Origin of the sequence: Reyranella soli, from assembly GCF_007992495.1 — a bacterium.
Classification (GTDB): domain Bacteria; phylum Pseudomonadota; class Alphaproteobacteria; order Reyranellales; family Reyranellaceae; genus Reyranella; species Reyranella soli.
In genome coordinates this window covers 62,072-83,813 of sequence record NZ_BKAJ01000074.1, presented here as the reverse complement: position 1 = coordinate 83,813, position 21,742 = coordinate 62,072, and the positions used below count along the sequence as shown (strand labels likewise).

The 21,742-nt window shown below is 66.6% G+C and carries 21 protein-coding genes and 1 other RNA gene; 8 read left to right on the top strand and 14 right to left on the bottom strand.

The annotated features are described in order from the left end of the window. Together RSO01_RS21465 and thyX are read right to left on the bottom strand one after the other, a co-directional pair. On the bottom strand, window positions 1-553 hold a 553-nt coding region (locus RSO01_RS21465; RefSeq protein ID WP_218037416.1), incomplete at its 3' end, for a GNAT family N-acetyltransferase. Beyond that, the gene (gene thyX, locus RSO01_RS21460) at window positions 546-1,481 is read right to left on the bottom strand and encodes an FAD-dependent thymidylate synthase (RefSeq protein WP_147151497.1); all 936 of its coding nucleotides are present in this window, start codon (window positions 1,479-1,481) and stop codon (window positions 546-548) included. The genes thyX and RSO01_RS21465, both read right to left, overlap by 8 nt. A gap of 90 nt (window positions 1,482-1,571) precedes the next feature. Between thyX and ssrA the strand changes: the two genes are divergently transcribed. From ssrA to RSO01_RS21445, 3 genes are all read left to right on the top strand, one after another. Beyond that, window positions 1,572-1,900, top strand: a transfer-messenger RNA (tmRNA) gene (gene ssrA / locus RSO01_RS21455). 82 nt (window positions 1,901-1,982) lie between these two features. Beyond that, the gene (locus tag RSO01_RS21450; RefSeq protein WP_147151496.1) at window positions 1,983-2,528 is read left to right on the top strand and encodes an SspB family protein; all 546 of its coding nucleotides are present in this window, start codon (window positions 1,983-1,985) and stop codon (window positions 2,526-2,528) included. Between the two features lie 65 nt (window positions 2,529-2,593). Beyond that, window positions 2,594-4,210, top strand: coding sequence for a fumarate hydratase (locus RSO01_RS21445; RefSeq protein ID WP_147151495.1), 1,617 nt, complete (start codon window positions 2,594-2,596; stop codon window positions 4,208-4,210). Between the two features lie 184 nt (window positions 4,211-4,394). Here RSO01_RS21445 and RSO01_RS21440 read toward each other — a convergent pair whose 3' ends face one another. Then, window positions 4,395-4,949, bottom strand: a complete 555-nt coding sequence (locus tag RSO01_RS21440) for an SH3 domain-containing protein (protein WP_147151494.1) — start codon at window positions 4,947-4,949, stop codon at window positions 4,395-4,397. Window positions 4,950-5,186: 237 nt separating this feature from the next. Between RSO01_RS21440 and RSO01_RS21435 the strand changes: the two genes are divergently transcribed. Next, window positions 5,187-5,864: a VOC family protein gene (locus RSO01_RS21435; RefSeq protein ID WP_147151493.1), complete on the top strand. Its 678-nt coding sequence runs from the start codon at window positions 5,187-5,189 to the stop codon at window positions 5,862-5,864. Here RSO01_RS21435 and RSO01_RS21430 read toward each other — a convergent pair. Both RSO01_RS21430 and typA read right to left on the bottom strand, forming a co-directional pair. Next, entirely contained in the window at window positions 5,861-6,229 is a 369-nt protein-coding gene (locus RSO01_RS21430) for a DUF6481 family protein (RefSeq protein WP_147151504.1), read from the bottom strand. The two genes, RSO01_RS21435 and RSO01_RS21430, sit on opposite strands and share 4 nt — an antisense overlap. 27 nt (window positions 6,230-6,256) lie before the next feature. Further along, window positions 6,257-8,089, bottom strand: a complete 1,833-nt coding sequence (gene typA / locus RSO01_RS21425; protein WP_147151492.1) for a translational GTPase TypA — start codon at window positions 8,087-8,089, stop codon at window positions 6,257-6,259. Between the two features lie 105 nt (window positions 8,090-8,194). Between typA and RSO01_RS21420 the strand changes: the two genes are divergently transcribed. Then, window positions 8,195-8,413 carry a ribbon-helix-helix domain-containing protein gene (locus RSO01_RS21420; protein WP_147151491.1) on the top strand — a complete coding sequence of 73 codons (219 nt, stop codon included), beginning with the start codon at window positions 8,195-8,197 and terminating at the stop codon, window positions 8,411-8,413. Here RSO01_RS21420 and RSO01_RS21415 read toward each other — a convergent pair. Next, window positions 8,400-9,230, bottom strand: a complete 831-nt coding sequence (locus tag RSO01_RS21415; protein WP_147151490.1) for a nitroreductase family protein — start codon at window positions 9,228-9,230, stop codon at window positions 8,400-8,402. The two genes, RSO01_RS21420 and RSO01_RS21415, sit on opposite strands and share 14 nt — an antisense overlap. A 131-nt stretch (window positions 9,231-9,361) precedes the next feature. Continuing rightward, window positions 9,362-12,589 carry an AsmA family protein gene (locus RSO01_RS21410; RefSeq protein ID WP_147151489.1) on the bottom strand — a complete coding sequence of 1,076 codons (3,228 nt, stop codon included), beginning with the start codon at window positions 12,587-12,589 and terminating at the stop codon, window positions 9,362-9,364. An 89-nt stretch (window positions 12,590-12,678) separates the two neighbouring features. Between RSO01_RS21410 and RSO01_RS21405 the strand changes: the two genes are divergently transcribed. Further along, window positions 12,679-12,858: a DUF4169 family protein gene (locus RSO01_RS21405; protein ID WP_147151488.1), complete on the top strand. Its 180-nt coding sequence runs from the start codon at window positions 12,679-12,681 to the stop codon at window positions 12,856-12,858. On the opposite strand, the gene RSO01_RS21400 is transcribed toward RSO01_RS21405, so the two are convergent. From RSO01_RS21400 to RSO01_RS21370, 7 genes are all read right to left on the bottom strand, one after another. Further along, on the bottom strand, window positions 12,855-13,361 hold the full coding sequence (locus tag RSO01_RS21400; RefSeq protein WP_147151487.1) for a winged helix-turn-helix transcriptional regulator: 507 nt from the start codon (window positions 13,359-13,361) through the stop codon (window positions 12,855-12,857). The two genes, RSO01_RS21405 and RSO01_RS21400, sit on opposite strands and share 4 nt — an antisense overlap. A 64-nt stretch (window positions 13,362-13,425) precedes the next feature. After that, a complete protein-coding gene (locus RSO01_RS49510) occupies window positions 13,426-13,614 on the bottom strand; it encodes a carboxylesterase family protein (protein ID WP_147151486.1) in 189 nt (62 codons plus the stop codon). Further along, window positions 13,556-14,986, bottom strand: a complete 1,431-nt coding sequence (locus RSO01_RS21390) for a carboxylesterase/lipase family protein (protein ID WP_170303244.1) — start codon at window positions 14,984-14,986, stop codon at window positions 13,556-13,558. Before RSO01_RS21390 ends, RSO01_RS49510 begins: the two co-directional genes overlap by 59 nt. Beyond that, window positions 14,986-16,164, bottom strand: a complete 1,179-nt coding sequence (gene nhaA / locus RSO01_RS21385; protein ID WP_147151484.1) for a Na+/H+ antiporter NhaA — start codon at window positions 16,162-16,164, stop codon at window positions 14,986-14,988. Before nhaA ends, RSO01_RS21390 begins: the two co-directional genes overlap by 1 nt. Window positions 16,165-16,236: 72 nt before the next feature. Further along, window positions 16,237-16,986 (bottom strand): Bax inhibitor-1/YccA family protein, encoded by a 750-nt coding sequence (locus RSO01_RS21380; RefSeq protein WP_147151483.1) that lies wholly within the window; start codon window positions 16,984-16,986, stop codon window positions 16,237-16,239. A 136-nt stretch (window positions 16,987-17,122) separates the two neighbouring features. Then, entirely contained in the window at window positions 17,123-19,642 is a 2,520-nt protein-coding gene (locus RSO01_RS21375; protein ID WP_147151482.1) for an ABC transporter permease, read from the bottom strand. Further along, on the bottom strand, window positions 19,639-20,310 hold the full coding sequence (locus RSO01_RS21370; protein ID WP_170303243.1) for an ABC transporter ATP-binding protein: 672 nt from the start codon (window positions 20,308-20,310) through the stop codon (window positions 19,639-19,641). Before RSO01_RS21370 ends, RSO01_RS21375 begins: the two co-directional genes overlap by 4 nt. An 81-nt stretch (window positions 20,311-20,391) precedes the next feature. Between RSO01_RS21370 and RSO01_RS21365 the strand changes: the two genes are divergently transcribed. Together RSO01_RS21365 and thpR are read left to right on the top strand one after the other, a co-directional pair. After that, the gene (locus tag RSO01_RS21365; RefSeq protein WP_147151480.1) at window positions 20,392-21,093 is read left to right on the top strand and encodes an arylesterase; all 702 of its coding nucleotides are present in this window, start codon (window positions 20,392-20,394) and stop codon (window positions 21,091-21,093) included. Then, the gene (gene thpR, locus RSO01_RS21360; RefSeq protein ID WP_147151479.1) at window positions 21,059-21,604 is read left to right on the top strand and encodes an RNA 2',3'-cyclic phosphodiesterase; all 546 of its coding nucleotides are present in this window, start codon (window positions 21,059-21,061) and stop codon (window positions 21,602-21,604) included. The genes RSO01_RS21365 and thpR overlap by 35 nt, the downstream gene beginning before the upstream one ends. Window positions 21,605-21,742: the final 138 nt, after the last annotated feature.

The following is a 21,742-nucleotide window of genomic DNA, read 5'->3' as shown; positions in this document are numbered from 1 at the left end:
AGCGCTTTTTCTTGCGCCCTGCCGCGGCCGCCTTGCGAGGATCCCACTTTCCGATCATGCCGTGCACGCCGATCATCGAGCCGGCGACCAGCTCGAGCGCCAGGAAGCGCCGCTCCTCGACCCAGCCCGGGAGCTGGATGTTGAGCGCCAAGTCTCGGCGGAAGCCGAACTGATTATAGTATTCAGGATCGCCGACCAGGATGATGCGGCTGTGGCCCAGCATGCGCGACTGCGCCATCGAATGCCACATCAGCGCCTTGCCGTAGCCCAACCCGCGCAGCTCGGGCGAGATGGCGAGCGGGCCCAGCAGGATGGCGGGCCAGCGCTCGTTGATCAGGATGGGCCAGTTGCGGATCGAGGCCACCATCTGGCCCTTCTGGTCGATGGCGACGAAGCACAGTTCCTTGATCGGCTTCACGTCCTCGCGGAAGCGATAGACCGTCTTGTGCATCCGGTCGGGGCCGAATGCCGCCTCGTTCATCTCCTCGATGGCGTAGTGATCGCGCGGCCGCTCGCGCAGCAGCCGCAGCCGGCCGGGGCTTTCCCTAGCCAAGGCCCAGCACCGCCATGAGCTCCCGCCATTCGCGCGGGTTGAGCCCGCTCGACTTCTGGTCGACCTTCTCGCCCGCGATCAGGCGCTTGATCGCAGCCAGGCCGGTCTTGGAGAGATGCGCGCCGCCCATCCGGTATTCCATGAAGGCGTCGTAGCTGATCGGGCACCAGCGCTTCAGCGTATCGAGCATGACGTCGGCATAGACGCGGATTTCGTACTGCGCGTGGGCGTCGGCGCGCAGCGACAGGAATTGCATGAGATTGTGGAGGTTGGTCTTCCAGTACCACTGAGTATAGAAGGCCAGCGATAGGTTCATGCGCGCCAGCTCGCGCGCCAGGCCGGAGCGCTCGGGGTCGAGCGGCTCGCCCGTCTCACCCTCGTTCAGCATCTCCATGTAGTGTTCGTAGACCAGCTCGGCGTCCTTCTTGAGGAGGTCGAAGACGCGCTCGGCCTCCTTGCCCGAAAGGACCTGGTCGCGCCCCTGGCGGTTGGCCGTGCTCTGGGCCGCCAAATGCTCGGGCTTCGGCACGTAGTATTCGTTGTCGAGGATCGAGTAGCGCGCCGAGTATTCGTTCACGTTGGCGGTGCGATGGCGGATCCACTGGCGCGCCACGAAGATAGGCAGCTTCACGTGGTATTTGATCTCGCACATCTCGAACGGCGTCGTATGGCGATGCCGCATCAGGTAGTTGATCAGCCCGCGATCCTCGCTGACCTTCTTGGTGCCGCGGCCGTAGCTCACGCGGGCAGCCTGCACGACGGCAGCATCATCTCCCATGTAGTCGACGACTCGGACAAAGCCGTGATCGAGCACGGGCAGCGCCTGGAACAGGATTTCTTCCAGGGCGGGGGAAATCGGCCGCAGCGTCGGCTGCGCGCCGCCGCGAGCCTGGTCGATCTCGGCCTGCTGGTCGGTGGAGAGGGGCATCGTTGTTGTCCTTCGTTGGCCGCGGACTCTATGGGCGGCGGCCAGCGCGGACCATGGGGAAAATAAGGCGCGGCATTTCGGGCGCAGCCGTTGCTTCAAAAGTGCCCGCGGAGTGCTTATATTGGTCGCGTCGGGAAACCGACTATGGCGATAAACGCCGCGTGAAATAAGCGTTTCGGACCCGGGGGCAGTACCCGGCGCCTCCACCATTTCACCTCCAACCCGAACAGGGGCGGAGTCGATGGGGGCGAACCAGGATCGACGAGCGTGGTAAAGGCGCGGTTTTTGCCCGGTATGGTTCCGCCGTGACGGGCCATTCACAAGTGCTAACGATAACACCGTTACACTCGCTGCTGCCGCCTAAACAGCGGACGTAAGCGCGGTTCGGGAGGGCACCGGGCAACAGAAGCCCTCCCACTTTACTCCTCGCATTCGGGGTTTCCCGCGATTGACTCTGATGGTACGCGGGTCGACGATGTTTCGCGAAATTTCCGACAGGCCATGAACGATCGCTTCCACTACGACGCTCTCGTCGACGACGCGCTGCGCAGCGTCGTCCGTCGCGTGCTGACGCAGGTCGCCGAGAAAGGCCTTCCCGGCTCGCACCATTTCTACATCTCGTTCCGCAGCACCGATCCCGGCGTCGTACTGCCCGACTATTTGCGCGCCAAGTACCCGGAAGAGATGACGATCGTGCTCCAGCACCAGTACTGGGACCTGATCCTCGGCCCCAACCACTTCGAGGTGACGGTGAGCTTCAACAAGCAGCAGGAGCGCATCCGGGTGCCGTTCGCGGCACTGTCGGCCTTCGTCGATCCGTCGGTGCGCTTCGGCCTGCAGTTCGATCGCAAGGACAAGGGCGGCGAGAAGGCGGAAGCCCCCGCCGCGCCGCCGGCCGCCCTGCCGCCGGCCGAAAAGCGCCCGCCGCTGGCGGCACCTGCCGCCTCGGAGGCCAAGCCCGAAGCCGGCTCTGAGCAGGCCACCGAGGCCAAGCCCGAGGACGCAGCGTCCAAGGTCGTCAAGCTCGACAGCTTCCGAAAGAAGTAGCTTTACGCCTGCCCGTCATTGCGGCAGGGAAGGCCCGCTCTAGCCCGGCGCGCCAGGAGACTCCTATGCCCGATTTCCAGTTCCAGGAGATGTTTCCGCACGGTGAGGACACGACGTCCTACCGCAAGCTCTCGTCCGACCATGTCGGCGTGACCAAGTTCAACGGCCGTGACGTGCTCACCGTCGAGCCCGAGGCGCTGACCCTGCTGACCGCCCAGGCGTTCCACGATATCTCCCATCTCCTGCGCCCCAGCCATCTCGCCCAGTTGGCCTCGATCCTCGACGACGGCGAGGCCTCGGCCAACGACAAGTACGTGGCGCTGGAGCTCCTCAAGAACGCCAACATCGCCGCGGGCGGCGTGCTGCCGATGTGCCAGGATACCGGCACGGCCATCGTCATGGGCAAGAAGGGCCAGGCAGTGTGGACCGGCGGCGGCGACGAGGAGGCGATCGCCAAGGGTGTGTTCAAGACCTACACCGAGACCAACCTGCGCTATTCGCAGGTCTCGCCGATCTCGATGTTCAAGGAAGTGCAGACCGGCACCAACCTGCCGGCGCAGATCGACATCTATGCGACCGACGGCGATGCCTACAAGTTCCTCTTCGTCGCCAAGGGCGGCGGCTCGGCCAACAAGAGCTACCTCTACCAGCAGACGCCAGCGGTGCTGAACGAAGCCTCGCTGCTGAAGTTCCTCGACACCCAGATCCGCACCCTGGGCACGGCGGCCTGCCCGCCCTACCACCTTGCCATCGTGGTCGGCGGCACCTCGGCCGAGATGAACCTCAAGACGGTGAAGCTTGCCTCGACGCGCTACCTCGACGACCTGCCGAGCGAGGGCAACAACAAGGGCGTGGCCATCCGCGACCGCGAGATGGAGAAGAAGGTCCTGGAGCTGACGCGCCAGATGGGCATCGGCGCGCAGTTCGGCGGCAAGTACTTCTGCCACGACGTGCGCGTGATCAGGATCGCGCGCCACGGCGCCTCGGTGCCGATCGGCATGGGCGTGAGCTGCTCGGCCGACCGGCAGGCCGTAGGCAAGATCACCAAGGACGGCATCTTCCTCGAGCAGCTCGAGACCAACCCGGCGCACTTCCTGCCCGAGGTCGAGCCGCAGCAGCTCTCGGGCGAGGTCGTCTCCGTCGACCTCAACAAGGGCATGGCGCACACGCTGTCGGTGCTGACGAAGTACCCGGTGAAGACGCGCGTGAACCTCACCGGTACGCTGATCGTGGCGCGTGACTCCGCGCACGCGAAGCTCAAGGAACGGCTCGACCGCGGCGAAGGCCTGCCCGACTATTTCAAGCAGTTCCCGGTCTACTACGCCGGCCCGGCCAAGACGCCGGAAGGCATGCCGTCGGGCTCGTTCGGCCCGACCACGGCGGGCCGCATGGATTCCTACGTCGACCTGTTCCAGGCCAACGGCGGCTCGATGGTCATGCTGGCCAAGGGCAACCGCAGCAAGCAGGTCGTCGATGCCTGCAAGAAGCACAAAGGCTTCTATCTAGGCTCGATCGGCGGCCCGGCCGCGATCCTGGCCAAGAACTGCATCAGGAAGGTCGAGGTGCTGGAGTATCCCGAGCTCGGCATGGAAGCGATCTGGCGCATCCAGGTCGAGAACTTCCCCGCCTTCATCGTCACCGACGACAAGGGCAACGACTTCTTCAGCGAATTGAAGATCTGAGTCTTGCCGGACCGCGGGCCTCCAGGCCCGCTCATGGTCATGCTCTTCCGAAAGACATGAGCGGGCCTGGAGGCCCGCGCTCCCAAAAAGAAACCCGGCAGGTCGCCCTGCCGGGTTTTCAGTGTGCTGTCCCGCAACGTGCCGTCAAATCCCCAGATGACGACGCCGTTGCCCTTCCAAACTCTTAGCCGCGACAGCCCTCTTCGCGGGCGCACCACTTGTCGATCCAGACGTTGCCGTGGCGGGCGTTGACGACCTGCAGCCAGCTGCCGCGGCAGCCGAGCACGCGGAACTTCATGTCGTCGCCTTCGATGGTGGCGACCGCCGAGCCCAGCAGGCCCGGCCGGTCGTAGACCGTGATGGCGCCGTCGACGCGGGCATCGACCGTCAGCAGGTCGGCCGGCACCCAGCCGAACGACTGCGATCCGGCGCCGGCGGCGGCGGCGGCATAGCCCGGCGCGGTGTTGAGCGCGATGCGCGCCCAACCGCTCTGGCTGCCCATGATGGTGACTTCGCCGCGCGCCAGATCGCCCTTGGCGGTGCGGCCCGACAGCGTGCCGATCACCGACGCCTGCGGCGTCGGCTCGGCGCGCACCGAGACCATCTCGCCGCGCTGGAGCAGCGCATAAGCCTGAGTTGCCGTGCATGAGCCGGCGTAGCCGGTACTGGCATCGACGGAGCGCTCGAGGACGCCAAATCCTGCAAGCACGGCGGCCGTGCCGATGATGGCCCGAAGCATCGTGTCCCTTCCCACATGTTTGGTCGACCATTCCCCAACAGCCGGACCCTTCACCCACGTTCGTTCTAGGCCCGCGCTGGAACGGAGTCGTGGCAGGGATTGTATGAGTTGTTTCGGCCACCTACGACTGCTTGAAGCACGATTCTTGAAGATGATTCAACGGCTTCAGCCGACTGCTTAAAGCATGACAACAGCAGACTTTTCAGACATCCACAGCCTCGCGCTACATTTGCCGCCATGAATCTCGCCAAACAGCATCTCGACATCGGCCTGTTCTCGACCAAGCGCGACGAGCAGCTCGCCTTCTGGCAGCAAACCGTTGGTCTGCCCTACGACCACCTGGGCAAGCTGGGCGGCGGCATGCAGCAGCACCGCCATCACATGAACGGCTCGATCCTGAAGATGAACCATTCGCGCAATCCGCTGCCCGCGGCGCCGCCATCGGGCATCGTCGGATTGCAGATCGCCAAGGACGGCCTGGCCAGCCGGCAGGCGCTGAGCGATCCGGACGGCAACCAGGTGATGTTGGTTCCCAAGGGTGCCGACGGCGTGCAGGGCATCGCCATCCTGCTGAAGGTCAACGACCCTGCAGCGCATGACCGCTTCTGGACCGAGGCCATGCAGTTCGAGCGTGCCGGCGAGGGCCGCTATCGCTGCGGCGATTCGTTGGTCGTGGTTGCCGAGCGCGGCAAGGTCGAGCGCAGGGCGGAATGGCGCGGGCCCGGATACCGCTACATGACAGTGCAGGTGTGGGATTGCCTCGCCGAATACGACGGTATCCTGGCGCGCGGCGGCACCTCGGGTGGCGCGCCGCGCGTACTGGGCGATACGGTGCGTTACGCCTTTGTCTGCGATCCCGACGGCAATCACATCGAGATCAGCCAGCGGGCGTCGCTGACCGGCGGAAGTCTCTAGCTCTTCTTGCGCGCCTTGCGGGCGGCGTAGCGGGCGTCGCGGGTCGCCTTCTGCGATGCGAGCAGTTCGAGCTGCGCACGCAGAGACTTCTTGGCCGCGTCGGCCTCACGGGCAGCCTGAGCAATCTTCTCGGCTTCCTTCTCGGCGATCGCCTTGGCCTTCGCGGCCTCGCGCTCGGCGCGCTTGGCATTGCGCTGCTCGATCTCACGCTCCTCGCGGGCGCGGGCCGCGGCGGCACGCGCTTCCTGGCGGGCGATGAACTCGGGATCGTTGCTACGGTCGTTTGCGCGAGCCCGTTCAAGCAGGGCTTGCTTGGCCTTGGCGGCATTCTCAAGGCGGTCGTTGAAAGTGTCTCGGTTGTTCAATGTCACTCCTTCCTACTCTCTGCTTGCCTACTCTGCGGCCGCGGCGGCGGCCTGCTTCTTCGCGCGCTTGCGGTCCTCGGGATGGAGGAAGCGCTTGCGCAGACGAATCGACTTCGGCGTCACCTCGACCAATTCGTCGTCCTCGATATAGGCGATCGCCTGTTCGAGCGACATGCGGCGCGGCGGGGTCAGCCGCACCGCCTCGTCCTTGCCGGCGGCGCGAATGTTGGTGAGCTGCTTGCCCTTCAGTACATTGACGTCGAGATCGTTGCCGCGGCTGTGCTCGCCGATCAGCATGCCCTTGTAGACCTGCACGCCCGGGTCGATGAACATCGGGCCGCGCTCCTCGAGGTTCCACAGGGCATAGGCGACCGCGGTGCCCTCGTCGTTGGCGATCAGCGCGCCGTTGCGCCGGCCGGCAATCGGACCGCGGTAGGGGCCGTATTCGTGGAAGATACGGTTCATGACGCCGGTGCCGCGCGTGTCGGTCAGGAACTCGCCGTGGTAGCCGATCAGGCCGCGCGACGGGGCGTAGAACACCAGGCGGGTCTTGCCGGCGCCCGACGGGCGCATGTCCTGCAGCTCGCCCTTGCGCAGGGAGATCTGCTCGACCACGACGCCGGTATAGGCGTCGTCGACGTCGATCACGACTTCCTCGATCGGCTCGAGGCGCTGGCCGGTGATCGAGTCGTTCTGGAAGAGCACGCGCGGGCGGCCGACGGCGAGCTCGAAGCCCTCGCGGCGCATCGTCTCGATCAGCACGCCGAGCTGCAGCTCGCCGCGGCCGGCGACTTCATACGAATCGGCGTTCTCGGTGTCGCTGACGCGGATGGCGACGTTGCCCTCGGCTTCGCGCATCAGGCGGGCGCGGATCATGCGGGTCGTGACCTTGTCGCCTTCCTTGCCGGCGAGCGGCGAGTCGTTCACCGAGAAGGTCATGGCGAGCGTCGGCGGATCGACCGGCTGGCCCGGCAGCGCCCATTCGACGGCGAGGTCGCAGATCGTGTCGGCCACGGTCGCGTTCTTGAAGCCCGCCACGGCCACGATGTCGCCCGCCTCGGCGCTGTCGAGCGCGACGCGTTCGAGGCCCCGGAAGGCCAGCACCTTGGTGACGCGGGTCTGCTCGATCTCGCTGCCGTCGCGGCTCAGCGACTTCAGGACGGTGTTGGGCTTGAGCACGCCGGAGTTGATGCGCCCGGTCAGGATGCGGCCGAGGAACGGATCGGACTCCAGCGTCGTGACCAGCATGCGGAACGGCTTGTCGGCCTCGATGTGCGGCGGCGGCACATGGCGCAGGATGAGGTCGAACAGCGGCTCCATGTCCTTGTGCTCGGCCTCGAGCGACGTCGCGGACCAGCCCTGGCGGGCAGACGCGAACAAGGTTGGGAAATCGAGCTGCTGGTCGTTGGCCTCCAGCGCGGAGAACAGGTCGAACACCTCGTCGTGCACCTGGTGGGGCCGCGCATCCGAGCGGTCGACCTTGTTGATCAGCACGATCGGGCGCAGGCCGAGGCGCAACGCTTTGCCCAGCACGAATTTGGTCTGCGGCAGCGGCCCTTCGGCCGCGTCGACCAGCAGGACCACACCGTCGACCATCGACAGGATGCGCTCGACCTCGCCGCCGAAATCGGCGTGGCCCGGCGTGTCGACGATGTTGACGCGCGTGCCCTTCCAGACGACCGAGGTCGCCTTGGCGAGGATGGTGATGCCGCGCTCACGCTCCAGGTCGTTGGAGTCCATGGCGCGTTCGGCGACCTGCTGGTTCTCGCGGAAGGTGCCTGACTGCTTCAGTAGGCAGTCCACCAGTGTGGTTTTGCCATGGTCGACGTGCGCGATGATCGCGACGTTGCGGATGTCCATAAGAGATTGTTCCGGAGGGAGTTTTCTGGGTCGCGCTTATACGCACGCTCTGTGACGGCGGCAAGGCAGGTTGAGGCGGCGTCCTGCCGCTGCCACAGTCGAGCCATGCGCAAGCGCTCGGTCACCATCGACGGCCATCGCACCTCGGTTTCGCTCGAGGATGCGTTCTGGGCCGAGCTTTCGGCCATCGCGGAACAGCGCGGCCTGTCGCTGAAGGCCCTGGTGGCCGAAATCGACCATGCCCGCAGTCCGGGCAATCTTTCCAGCGCATTGCGTCTTTTCGTGCTCGACGAGCTCAGGAAACGAACGATCAGTCGAGTTTGAAACCTTTGTCACGCACGAATGCGCCGAAATCGGCCCGGTCCGGCACGGAATATTGCCGCACCTTGTCTTCCGACCAGCCGTATTCCGGGTCCTCGCCGAATTTTTCGACATGGCGCTGCTGGGCGTAGGGCTGCACCGCGCGGCGGCGCTTGTCGTAGGACGCGACCTTCCCCTTGAGCCCCTCCTCGTCGTAGCGGTCGTGATGGACCGTGACGTCAAGTCCCAGCCGGGGACTCATCACCCCGGCGAAGGACGGCCAGCCGACCCCCAGCCCCGCCACCGGGAAAACGTGATCCGGCAGGCCTAGAAGGTCGGACACCTTGCCGGCGTTGTTGCGCAGGGTGCTGATCGGGCAGGTCCCCAGCCCGACGCGGTCGGCCGCGGCGACGAAGGTACCCAGCACGATGGCGGCGTCGACCGAGGCGTTGAAGAACGGATCGAGGTGGTCGTTGACGTAGGGCCGGCCGCGCCAGTCGAAGGCGAGCCGCTGGCGGCGGTTGTTGCCGCAGAACACCAGGATCGCCGGCGCCGCCTTCATCCAGGGATTGCCCGGCGCCAGCTCGTCGAGTACGGCGCGCTGGGCCTTGTCGGTGACGACGACGATGTCGGCCTGCTGCAGGTCGGACTTGGACGGCGCCGACAGGGCCACGGCGCAGAGCGTGTCGATCAGCATCGGATCGACCGGCTTGTCGAGATAGCGACGCATGACGCGGCGGTTGGCCATGTCGGCCAGGACATCGACGCCTTGCGGCGCTTCCGTGAGCGCAGGCGCGGAACCGAACCGTGCTTTCAGCACGGACAACAGACGATCGAGCATGAACCCTCTTACGCACTTTCCGTCCGGCTGGACTCAGCCGGACGGAAAGTGTCTTGCAATCACACTGTTGGAGCAACGCGTTTCCAGTCGGATGGAACCGCAAGCGGTTCCATCCGACTGGAAGCCGCGCACTACCGGCCGAAGATGTTGGGAATGGGCAATGGGATATTGGGAATCGGCGAACGTTGCTGGCCACCACTCTGGCCCCCGCCCTGCCCCGGGATCAAGTTGCCGATGCCCGGGATGTTGCCGACGCCCGGCAGGGTGCTGGTCATGCCCGCCGGATCCCTGGCCGTGCCGCGCGTGACATTGAGCGACGGCGAGGAGAGCGCTCCGCGCGCCGTCGTGATGATGTAAGGCGCTGTGGGATCCTCGGCGATCATGAAGTTGATCGTGGTGTCGGTCGACGACGCGGTGAGATTGGTGCGCGTCGAGATGTTGGCGGTGGCGCGGTTGCCCTGTACAGCCAAGCCCCTGTCGGTCAGCACGCCACCGGCGATGTCGATATGGCCGCTGATCGGGCTGTCGTGGTTGACGAAGCGATTGAGGACCAGCTGGATCGCGTTCAACAGGGCGGTCGGGCTGAGCCCGCGCTGGCCGACGATGCCCAGCGCATTGCCGAGCGTATTGTCGATCACGCCGCTGGCTGCTCCGGCCAAGGCCCCGCCGATGAATCTCAACGCCTCGTCAGCGCCGACAAAGATGTGGCCGCCGAGGTTGGCGCCGCCGGCCAGCGAGCTGCGCAGCTGGTCGGAGGTCGTGCCGCCGGCCCGCACCGCGATGCCGGTGGCGTTCAGCCTGCCGTCGATGGTCACCCTGATGCTGCTGCCGAACTGGTTGCTGCCGCGCGTGCTGCGCAGCATCTCGCCCAGTCCGATGCCAGTGGCGTCGCCCTTGAGATCGACGGCGAGCGCCGGCTGGCTGGCATTGACCACGCCCGAGAAGTTGAGCGAGCCGCCGTAGAGCGTCCCCTTGAAGTGCGAGATGGTGAGCACGCCGTCCTTCAAGGTCGCCGCCAGATCGGCATTGCCGATGCGTAGGGATGAGCTGATCAGGGTCGCCGCCACCAGCTTGAAGTTGCCGTCGATGCTGCGCAGAGGGCCGGTATCGATCGCCTTGGCTGCCGCCGGCTGGCCGCGCGACGGCGCCGGGGCAGCGCTGCCGCCGATCTTGTCAAGGTCGAGCACGTTGGCCTTGAGGTCGGCGGTGATGTTCGGCCGGGTGCCGAGCGTCGCCTCGATCGACCCGTCGAGCGTCTGGCCGTTCAGCGTCAGGCTGCCCTTGTAGGCCGCCGACTTGGGCGCACCCTGCGCCGCGCCGGGCAAGGCCAGCGTGCCGGTCGCGCGCAGGCTCTGGCCGGCGGCGTTCACGGCGAACTCGCGCAGCGCGACCTGCTCGAGGCTGCCGGCGACGCCACCCGAAGCCGTCACAGCGCCCAGCCCTGCCGGCGTCGCGCCAACGAGCTTCAAGACGCGGTCCATGTCCGGCGCCTCGAAGTTGAAGGCGATGTCGGGCCGCGGCTGAGCGGCGTTGTAGTTGGCGACGGTGCCGCGCACGGCCAACCGCGCGCCGGCGAGGTTGGAGACCTTGGCGTCGTTCAGCCTGATCGTGTCGCCGCGCAAGGCGATATCGACATCGATGCCGCCGATCGTCTCCTTGTTCCAGATCAGCTTGGCGATCTTGGCTTTCAGACCGATCGAGGGGCCGACAGCGCGGGCCGCTGCTGTTGTCGGCGCCGGTGCAGAAGCCGCTGGTTTCTTGTCAGAGGGCGCCGCGGCCAGGTAGGAATCGAGGTCGAGCGTGTCGAGATTGACCTGCATGACGACCGACAACGGCACGCTGAAGGTCACGGTGATGCCGCCGCTGCCCTTGAGGTCATCGAGCTCGAAGACGGCGTCGCTCACCTGCACATTGCCGCCATCCGACGACATCCTGCCCTTCAGGCTGATGCGCTGGAGCTTGTCCGGCGGCACCGACGAAACGTCGACCGCGAGCCAGGCCAGCGTCTCCCTGAGCTTCGGCCCGACCAGGCTGAAGTCGCCGGCGACGGTCGGACGATTGGGATCGCCCGACATGGTCGACCTGGCTTGCAGCGCCAGATCGCCCGGCAAGGTGGCGGTGAGCTTCGGCACGGCGACGACGCCGCGGCGCGCGTCGAGCTCGAGTGCGATGTTGCGAACCGGTTGCTTGTTGTAGACGAGCTCGCCGATCTCGAAGGACAGCTTGGCGGTGATCGCGGCGAGCATGCTGGGGCCGGCCGGCGGCACCGGCGCAGCGGTAGCGCCGGCGGGTGGCGGAGTCGTCGGAGCGGCGGTCGTGGCGGGTTTCGCCATCGCGGCCAGCCAGTGGTCGAGGTCGAGCCGGTCGGCCGCGAGCTTGCCCTCGATCGCCAGCGCGGGCTTCAAGGTCAGCGTCAGCGATTCGCCGGCATTGTCCTGGCCCAGCGCCAGCTTGAAATCCTTGATCGAGATCGAAGTTTGCGAGGCATCGACGGCGCCGTCGAAGGTGAACTTGCCAGCGAGCAACGGCGGCAGATCGGGCTGTGGTTGGCCCGTCATCTTGATCAGTGTGTCGGCGAAGCCGATCAGGTTGTCCGACGAACTGGAGGCGAGGCCGGTGAGCCGCGCGTTGGGCCCGAGCTCGCTCAGCTTGCCCTTGAAACCGAGCTTGCCGCCCGCCTCCAGGGCAAGGTCGACGGCGTGGCCGTCGGCCGCCTTGGCGCCGACCGACAGGTCGAGCTTGAGCGGCGCGCCGTTGATGGTGGCGGAGCCCGCGATCGAGTAAGGCCCGTCGAGCGAGCGAACCGAGGCGCTGAAGTTGGCCTTTTCCGCCACGATCGAGAGGCCGGCCTTGGAATCGCTGAAGATCAGCGTGCCGTTGTCGATGGTGAGGCGGCCGAGCGACAGGGGCCTGGGCGAATCGGGCTTGGGTGCGGCGGGCTTGGCCTCGGCGACCGAGGGCGCGAACTCCCAGTTCGGTTTGCCCTCGGCATTGATCTCCAGCACGATCTTGGGCTCGACCAAGGTCACCTCGCTGACCTCGATGCTGCCGGTCAGCAAGGCGCCGAGCGAGGGCTTCACGGTGACGGTCTTGACCTCGACCATGTTGGGGTTCTTCGACCCCGGCACGTTGAAGAACTTCACGCCGCTCAAGGTCACGGTCGGCGTCGGCAGGATCGACAGCGCGATCGGACCGTCGAGCACCAGCTCGCGGCCGGTCACCTTCTTGACCATCGTGGCGATCTCGGCCTTACGGCCGTTGAGGTCGATCAGGCTGGGCAGCGCCAGCAGCACCACAATCAGCAGTCCGACGACGCCACCGGCGCCAATCAGAACTCTTTTGCGCGTGGTCGATGTCATGGAAACGCTCCCGCCGCCTGACGACGGACACTAGCGCATCGCCGCACGACGCGGCATAGACATCTGGGGATAGTCAGGACGACGTGATCATGGCAGAGATCGTGAACCTGCGTCGCGCTCGCAAGGACAAGGCGCGACAGCAACGCGAGAGCGAGGCAGATGCCAACCGTCGGCGGTTCGGCCGCACCAAGGCCGAGAAAGCCGCCGACAAGGACGCCGAGGACCGCGCGCGCCGCGACATCGACGGTAAGAAGATCGATCGCGACTAACGCGCGGGACGGTTGATCGCCAGGCGCTCGAAGAAAGCGCGCGTGCCCTGGTCGGCGCCGGGGCCGGCGACGGCACGCACATTCGTGAGTTCGAGCCGCTGGCCCGAATCGGCGTCGATCAGCACCGGCTCGAGCGGCCGGCCGTCGCCGCGATTGACAAGGTCCATCGGTTTGCCGCTGCGCGCGGCAGCGCCGTAGCGGTCGCCCCACTGCTTCAGCCCGACGATCACCGTGAACAGCGCCGCTCCCTTGTCGGTCAGGCGGTATTCGTGGCGCAGCGGGCGCTGGCGGTAGGCGGTCTTGCGGAAGATGCCGGCCTCGACCAGTTTCTTCAGTCGCGCCGTCAGAACATTGCGGGCGATGCCGAGATTCTCCTGGAAGTCGTCGAAACGGCGCACGCCGTAGAAGGCATCGCGCACGATCAGCAGTGTCCACGGCTCGCCGACGACGTCGAGCGCCGAGGCGATCGAGCAGTTCATCTGTTCGTAGGACGTACGACGCATGGCGGAAAGTATAGGCCGGCCAAGGCAACGTGCAATCTTGCCCAGCTATGCAGAAATCGTAGTCTCAATTGCGATCGAAAAAGAAATCAAGCTGCGCCCTGTTGGGCAGCGCACCCGCCGCGATCGTCTTGCCGAACAGCATCGCCTGCTCGCTGCCGAGCTTGTAGGCGGGCCAGACCGGCAACTCTTCGCCATTAGGGCCCTCGCCGTTGGGATTGCCGGTGCGGGCGAAATTGACCCAGTAGGAGATCATTGCATCGGCGTAGCGACGATCCTCCTCGCTCCAGGCGCGGGTTTTTCGCGAACCGGTTCAGGACGTCGAGCGTGCCGTAGGCGTAGGCCATCTCGGCGCCGTGATAGGCGCCCATGCCGGTCGCCGGGTTCTGCTGGGCGTACCCCAGGCCGTCGACGAAGGGATGGACGCGGCTGAAGTGATAGACGAACACCGGCGCCACGGCCGACTGCTCGCTCGCCCAGCGGCGCATGGGCGCCGCGAAGGTGCGATCGCGCATCAGCGCATAGCTCGCGGCCCGCGCCTCGGCATCGGTTGCCGCCGGATAGAGCGCCAGCACGCGCGGGGCGTCGGCGCCGTAGCGCTTCTCGGCGTCGGCGGCAAAGGCGGCTGCGCTCATCGCCACCGGATAGGCCGTGCCCTCGTCGGCGTTGGAGCCGACCAGGATGGGCATGGCCATCTGGCCGCCGGCGGCGAATACCTTTGCCGGCTGCTGCGGCAGCACCGCGCCGTCGATGATGGGCCTGAGGTTGTTGTCGCCGTTCATGATCGCATCGCCGCCGAGGTTGCGCAGGGCGGCGAGCGACGGCGCCTTCAGCTTGGCCGCGGCGGCGACACCCGCCTTCTCGGCATCGGCCAGCGACGGCAGCGGCCCCGAGATGTTGTAGCCGCCGCTCTGGCCGACGGCGCGATGGAACAGGCCCTTGGCCTGCGGCGAGGCCTGCAGCAGTGCGATCGCAACCGAACCGGCCGACTGGCCATAGAGCGTGACCTTGGCGGGATCGCCGCCGAAGCGCTCGATGTTGGCCTTCACCCATTTCAGCGCGGCGACCATGTCCATCAGGCCGTAGTTGCCGGACGCGCCGTTGCCCTCGGCGGTGAGCTCGGGATGGGCGAGGAAGCCAAGCGCACCGACGCGGTAGTTGAACGAGACGACGACCGCGCCCTTCTGCGCCAGCGCCTCGCCGCCATAGAGCGGCAGCGAAGCCGAGCCGATGGTCCAGCCGCCGCCATAGACGAACACCATCACCGGCCGCCTGTCGCCGGCCTTCGCCGTCGACCAGACGTTGAGATAGAGGCAGTCCTCGCTCGACGGTTCCTCGCCGAAATAGAAGACGGAGTTCCTGGCCCTGAGCGGTTGCAGGCACATCGGCAAGAACCGGTCGGCTAAAAGCTCGCCCGACCACGGCGCCACCGGCTGCGGCGAACGCCAGCGCAACTCGCGCACCGGCGGCGCTGCGAACGGGATGCCCTTGAAGCTCGCCACCTCACCGGTCTGCACCCCGACGACGGTGCCGCCCTCGATCGCAACGCGCGGCACCTGAGCCTGCGCGGTACCAGTGAGGGCGAGCGACATCAGGGCCGCGAGGAAGACGACAAGGTGCGAGCGCATCATGGTTTCCTGCCGGGCGCTGTGCGCAACACGAGATAACCTAGCACGGCCGACAGCAGCGAGCCTGCGAGCACGCCCAGCCGCACCTCGGCCTCGCGCACGGCATCGCCGGGAAAGGCAAGGCTGCCGATGAACAGGCTCATGGTGAAGCCGATGCCGCCCAGGATCGCCACGCCGTAGAGGCTGCGCCACGTGGCGCCCTCCGGCAGCCGCGCGACGCCGAGCACGATCAGCAGACCCACACTCAGCACGATGCCGATCTGCTTGCCGACGAAGAGGCCTGCCATGATGCCGAGCGGCAACGGCGCCAGAAGGCTCGCCAGCGACAGGCCGACGAGCGGCAAGCCGGCATTGGCGAAGGCGAAGACGGGCATGATCAGCCACGCCGACCATGGCTTGATCACATGCTCCAGCCGGATGGCGGGCCGCCTGTCGTCGGGCTCGCCGGCCGACTTGAGCGGGATGAACATCGCCAGCACGACGCCGGCCAGCGTGGCGTGCACGCCCGACTTCAGGACCGACACCCAGAGCAGCACGCCCAGCAGCAGATGGGGCAGCAGGCGGCGCACGCCGGCGAAGTTCAGGATCGCCAGCCCCGCGATGAACACTGCGGCAAGGCCCAGCGCCACGGGCGAGAGGTCGCTGGTGTAGAAGATCGCGATGACGACGATCGAGCCGAGATCGTCGACGATGGCGAGCGTCGTCAGGAACACCTTCAGCGCCAACGGCACGCGGCTGCCGAGGGCCGCCAGCACGCCGAGCGAGAAGGCGATGTCGGTCGCGGCGGGGATCGCCCAGCCTCTGAGCGCCGTGGGATCGCTCCAGTTGATCGCGACATAAACCAGCGCCGGCACGGCCATGCCGCCCGCCGCAGCGACCACCGGCAGGGCGATCTGCGAGGGCCGCGACAATGCGCCCTCGACGACCTCGCGCTTGATCTCGAGCCCGACCAGCAGGAAGAACACCGCCATCAGGCCGTCATTGATCCACAGCAGGATCGGCTTGTTCAGCACGATCGGCCCCAGCGAGAAGCCGAAGCGGATCCGCAGCAGATCGTCGACGGCGCTGGCGAAAGGCGAATTGGCGAGCACGAGGGCGGCGATGGCAGCCACCAGCAGCGGCATCGCCGACGCCGCCTCGCTGTCGATGAACTCCCTCAGCCGGTTGCGCTCGGCCAAACTGGTTTCCTCCGGACAAACAAAACGCCCGGGTCTTTCGACCCGGGCGTCCTGCTCAGAAGTCGGTGTTCTCTATTCGCGTTCCTGGCCGAGGAAACTCATCAGGAACTGGAACAGGTTCACGAAGTCGAGGTAGAGGCTGAGGGCGCCGAAGATCGCGACCTTCTCGGCCGTGTCGGTGCCCCAGGCATCGGCATACTGCTCCTTGATCTTCTGGGTGTCGTAGGCGATCAGGCCCGAGAAGATCAGGACGCCTGCGGCCGAGATGATGAAGCTCATCGTGCCCGACGGCCAGATCATGTTGACGAGACCGGCCAGGATCAGCCCGATCAAGCCCATGAACAGGAACTTGCCCATCGCCGTCAGGTCACGCTTGGTGGTGTAGCCGTAGAGGCTCAACGCACCGAAGGCGGCAGCCGTGACGAAGAAGGTGCGGGCGACCGAAGCGCCGGTGTAGCGGAACAGCAGCAGCGACAGGCTGACGCCCATCAAGGCCGTGACCGCCCAGTAGACGGCCTGCACCGCGCCAACGCTCATCGCCTGGGCGCGGAACGAGACCAGCAGCAGCAGGCCGAGCGGCGCGAAGATCGCGACCCAGCCCAGCACGTTCAGGCCAACGACTCGAGTACCCTGAACCTGGAAGAACAGGGCGGCGAGTTCGCCGAAGTTGAACAAGGCAAAGGCCACGATGCCCGACAGGGCGAGACCCGAAGCCATGTAGTTGTAGACGCGCACCATGTGGGCGCGCAGGCCGACATCGAATGATGCCTGGTCGGCAACAGTGCCGGCGCGATTAAAGGTGCCGAAGTTCGGTTCAGCCATTTGGTCCTAGCCTCCAGAGGGGCCTCATTGGCGAGCCCCTTCGGCGAGTAATTTGGGGTCTCAGACGGTGTGAATCAAGCGCCTAAACGCTTTGTAATTATTACGAGTTACTTTCAGTAGACGCGAGTCTTCCTGCCTATTCATTGCGCAACAGCGCCAGCGGCCTCTGCCGCAAGGCCGCCAAAGTGCCGGCCAAGCCGAACGCCAGAGTGAGACCCATCGCGCCCACCGCCACCGCGACGGCCACCGTGGGCAGGAAGGTCCAGTCGAGCCCCATCAGCCGGCGCACCACGAGATAGGCGCCAAGGGTGCCCACGCCGAGCGCTGCCAGCGCCGTGGCGAGCCCCAGCGCGGCGAACTCCCAGGCGAAGATGCCGGCGATGCGGGCGCGGGTGGCGCCCAGCACCTTCATCACCACGGCCTCGTGGACGCGGCGCTGCTGGGTCGCCAGCATGGCGCCGGCCAGCACCAGCACACCCGCCAGGATGCTCAGGAAGCCGATGACGCGGCTCGCCAGTCCGATGTTGCCCAGCACGCTCGCCGCCGTCTCGATGGCGTCACGGATGCGCACCACGGTGACGTTGGGAAACTGGTCGGTGACGGTCTTGAAGATCGCATCCTCGGCCTCGGGCGTGGCCTTGACCGTGGCGAGGAAGGTGTGCGGCGCCTTGTCGAGGAGGCCGGGCGAATAGACGAACACGAAGTTGATGGCGAGTGTCGTCCATTCGATGCGCCGCAGCGAGGTGATTCTGGCGTCGATGTCGCGACCCAGCACGTTCACCGTGATGGTGTCGCCGAGGCCGAGGCCGAACGCCTTGGCCAACGCCTCGTCGAAGGAGATGAGCTGCTCCGGACCGCGATAGTCGGCGGGCCACCATTCGCCGGCGACGATGCGCGAGCCCTCGGGCGGCGTCGCCGAGTAGGTGACACCACGGTCGCCGTCGATCGCCCAGCGCGCATCCGACGGCACGGCGACCTCGTTCACCGGCTTGCCGCCGATCTTGCTGATGCGCCCGCGCAGCGACGGCACCTTGTCGACATGCCCCGCCCCCGGGATGGCGGCGATCGCCTTCTCGAAAGCCGGCATCTGGGTCGACTGGATGTCGACGAAGAAGAAGGCCGGCGCGTCGCTCGGGATGCGCTTGGTGATCTGCTCGCGCAGATTGCCCTCGATCAGCGCCGTCGCCACCAGCACGGTGAGGCCGAGCCCGAGCGACAGCATGACGATGGGCGTGGGCGCGCCCGGGCGGTGCAGGTTGGCGAGCGCCAACCGGAGTCCCGCCAGCCGCGGTTTGCCGGCGCGCGCGGCGGCCAGCATCAGGAGCCGCGCCAGCAGCGGAAACGCGATGAAGGCGCCGATCGCGCCCAGCACGAACCAGCCGGCGATGCGCCGGCTGTCGGCGGTGAAGATGGTGAAGCCAGCGAGCGCCAACGCCACCGCGCCGATCAGCAGCGCATCGCGCCACACCAGGCGGCCGCCCTGGACGACCGCGCCGCGCATCAAGGTCGCCGCCGACACCCGGCGGGCGCGCAGCAGCGGCATCAGGGCGAACAGCAGCGAGACCAGCAGGCCGAAGATCGCGGCGATGGTGAGCGGCCAGGCGTACAGCGCCACCCGCGCCCGCACCGGCAGGACATCGGCGATCACCGACTGGGCGACGAACGGCAGCCCTGCGCCGACCACCAGCCCCGCCACCACACCGACCAGTGCCAGCGCCGAGAGCTGGATGAGATAGGTCGAGAACACCAGGCGCTCGGGCGCGCCCAGACACTTCAGGGTGGCGATGGTGCGCAGCCGGCCGGCCAAGAAGCTCGAGATGGCGTTGCCCACGCCGACGCCGCCGACCAGCAGCGAGGAAAGCCCGATCAACCCGATGAACTGCGTCAGCCGATCGAGCCAGAAGCGGATGCCACCACCCGCCTCAGCCAGGCCCCTCACCCGCCAGCCGGCATTCGGGAATTTGTTCTTAAGCCCCTCGATGACAGCGACGTCGGAGACGCCGGGCGGCAAGCGCAGGCGATACTCGAAATTCAGCAGGCTGCCGGGCTGCACCAGCCCCGACGCGGACACCGCGTCGTAGGGGATCATGAGGCGCGGTCCCAGGCTCGCGAAGGCGTTCAGCCCCCGGTCGGGTTCGCGGACGATGATGCCGCGCACCTCGACGGTGACGTCGCCCACCTTCACGCGCTCACCGAGCGCCATGTTCATGCGTTGCAGAGCCGATTCCTCGACCACCGCGCCCCAGACGCCGTTCTTCTCGGCCAGCGCATCGGCCAAGGTCATGCCGTCCTTGAGCTCGATGCTGCCATAGAGCGGATAGCCGCGCTCGACGGCCTTGAGCTGCACCAACGTGGCCCGACCATCGGGCTTGACCGGCCGCGCCATGGCGCGGCTGTCGATCCAGCGCACGAGCTCGCCGCGCGATCTCATATAGTCGATCTGGTCCGGCGTGGCTTCGCGATAGAGCAGCGAGATCGCGATGTCGCCACTCAGGATCTCGCGGGCATCGGCGCGCAGCCCTTCCTCGACGGCACGACTGAACGACAGGATGGCCGCGATCGCTGCCACGCCCAGCCCCAGGCAGGCGATGAACAAGCGGAAGCCGCCGAGTCCACTACGCATCTCGCGTCGCGCGAGGCGGAAAGCGAGGTTCATTGTGCAGCCAGCACGGCAAGGCCGGCCGGCGTGCGCTCGTCGCCGACCACCAGGCCGTCGGCGATGCGCAGGATGCGATCGCAGCGCTCGGCCAGCACCAGGTCGTGGGTGATCAGGATGAGCGTCGTGCCATCGGCGCGCGCCAGCTCGAACAGGAGGTCCATGACCTGCTTGCCGGTGACGCCGTCGAGATTGCCGGTCGGCTCGTCGGCCAGCAGGAGCTTGGGCCGGCCGACGAAGGCACGGGCGACGGCGACGCGCTGCTGCTCGCCGCCCGAAAGCTGCGCCGGATAGTGACCGATGCGATGGCCGAGCCCGACGCGCTTCAACGCCGCCTCGGCGAGCTCGAAAGCGTCGGAGCGGCCGGCGAACTCCAGCGGCAGCGCCACGTTCTCGTGCGCGGTCATGGTGGGAATCAAATGGAAGCCCTGGAAGACGATACCGATATGGTCGCGTCTGAGCCGTGCCCGGGCGTCGTCGTCGAGCGGCTCGAGATCGTGGCCCGCAACCTCGACGCGGCCCGAGCTGGCGCGCTCCAGGCCGCCTGCCACCATCATCAGGCTCGACTTGCCGGCGCCCGAGGGACCGACGACGGCCGCAATTTCGCCAACGGCAATGTCGAGAGTGACGCCGCGCAGGATATTGACCGTGCCGGCATCACTTGCCATGTCGAGGTGGACATCCGAGAGCCGGACGATGGGTTCGCGAGCGTGGGGCGGGGCGGTCAAGCGGGCTCCGGAAGAGAGAGCATGAATCTCAGGACTGGATATGGTCGTTTTGCGGCGGCGGTCAATTCGCTGCTGATTGCGATTTTGTGCCTTTATTGCCTCTCTCTTGGAGCCCATGCACAAACTGCGCCCAAGGACGGACCGATAAAGCTCGCCATCCTGGGCGACAGCCTGGCGGCAGGCTATGGCGTCAGCCCGGCCCAAGCGATGCCGGCCAGGCTCGAGGCCGCTCTCAAGAAGGCCGGTCGCAACGTAACCGTCATCAATCACGGTGTGTCCGGCGACACGACCGCGGGCGGCTTGCAGCGCATCGACTGGATGCTGGCCGACAAGCCCGACATCGTCATGGTCGAGCTCGGCGCCAACGATGCGCTGCGCGCCACCGATCCCGCCGTCACCGAGAAGAACCTCGACGCCATCATCGCCAAGCTCAAGGAGGCCGGCGTCACGGTGTGGCTGGCCGGCATGCTGGCGCCGCGCAACTACGGGCCGGAATACGCCCAGCAGTTCGACGGCATTTATAAGCGGCTGGCCGACAAGTATGGCGTGCCGCTCTATGCCTTCTTCCTCGACGGCGTGGCACAGGACCCGGCGCTCAACCAGGGAGACGGAATCCATCCCAACCCCAAGGGCGTCGATGTGATCGTCGAGCGCATCCTGCCGTTCGTGACCAAGAATCTGGACGACCATGCCTCGTCTGTTCGTCGCCCTGCCCGTCCCTGAAGAAGTCGCCGACGACCTGCTAGCGCTGCAGTCGGGCGTGCCCGACGCGCGCTGGCAGCCGGCGGAAAACTTCCATGTCACCCTCTGCTTCGCGGGCGAGGTGCAGGGCGGCGCCATGCGCGACCTCGAGGAGGAACTGTCCGACATCGCCGGTCCTCCGTTCTCTGTCGCCATCGCCGGCGTCGAACAGTTCTCGAGCGGCAAGCAGCCGCGCGCCCTGGTCGCCACCGTCGAGAAAAGCGAGCGCCTCGACTGGCTGCAGCAGAAGGTCTCGACCGTGGCGCGCAACTGCGGCATCGAGGTCGAGCGCCGCAAGTTCCGCCCGCACGTGACCCTGGCGCGCTTCGGCAGTAGCGCGGAGACCGGACACCATCTGGCGCAGTTCATGGCGAGCCACTCGACCTTCAAGGCCGGCCCGTGGATCGCCGACCACTTTGCGCTTTACACGAGTCGCAGCGGCCGAAGCGGCTCCATCTATACGGAAGAAGCAGCGTACGGGCTGACCTTCTAAAGCCGCACAACAATAATCCGAGTTATATATGACGGCAACTGAAATGACTTCGGTATATTCCCGACCGAAGAATTTCGACGGCTATTCGGACGGCTTGCGGCCTGCGGGCGACACTTTGTTAGTTTTTTCGTGCCATGA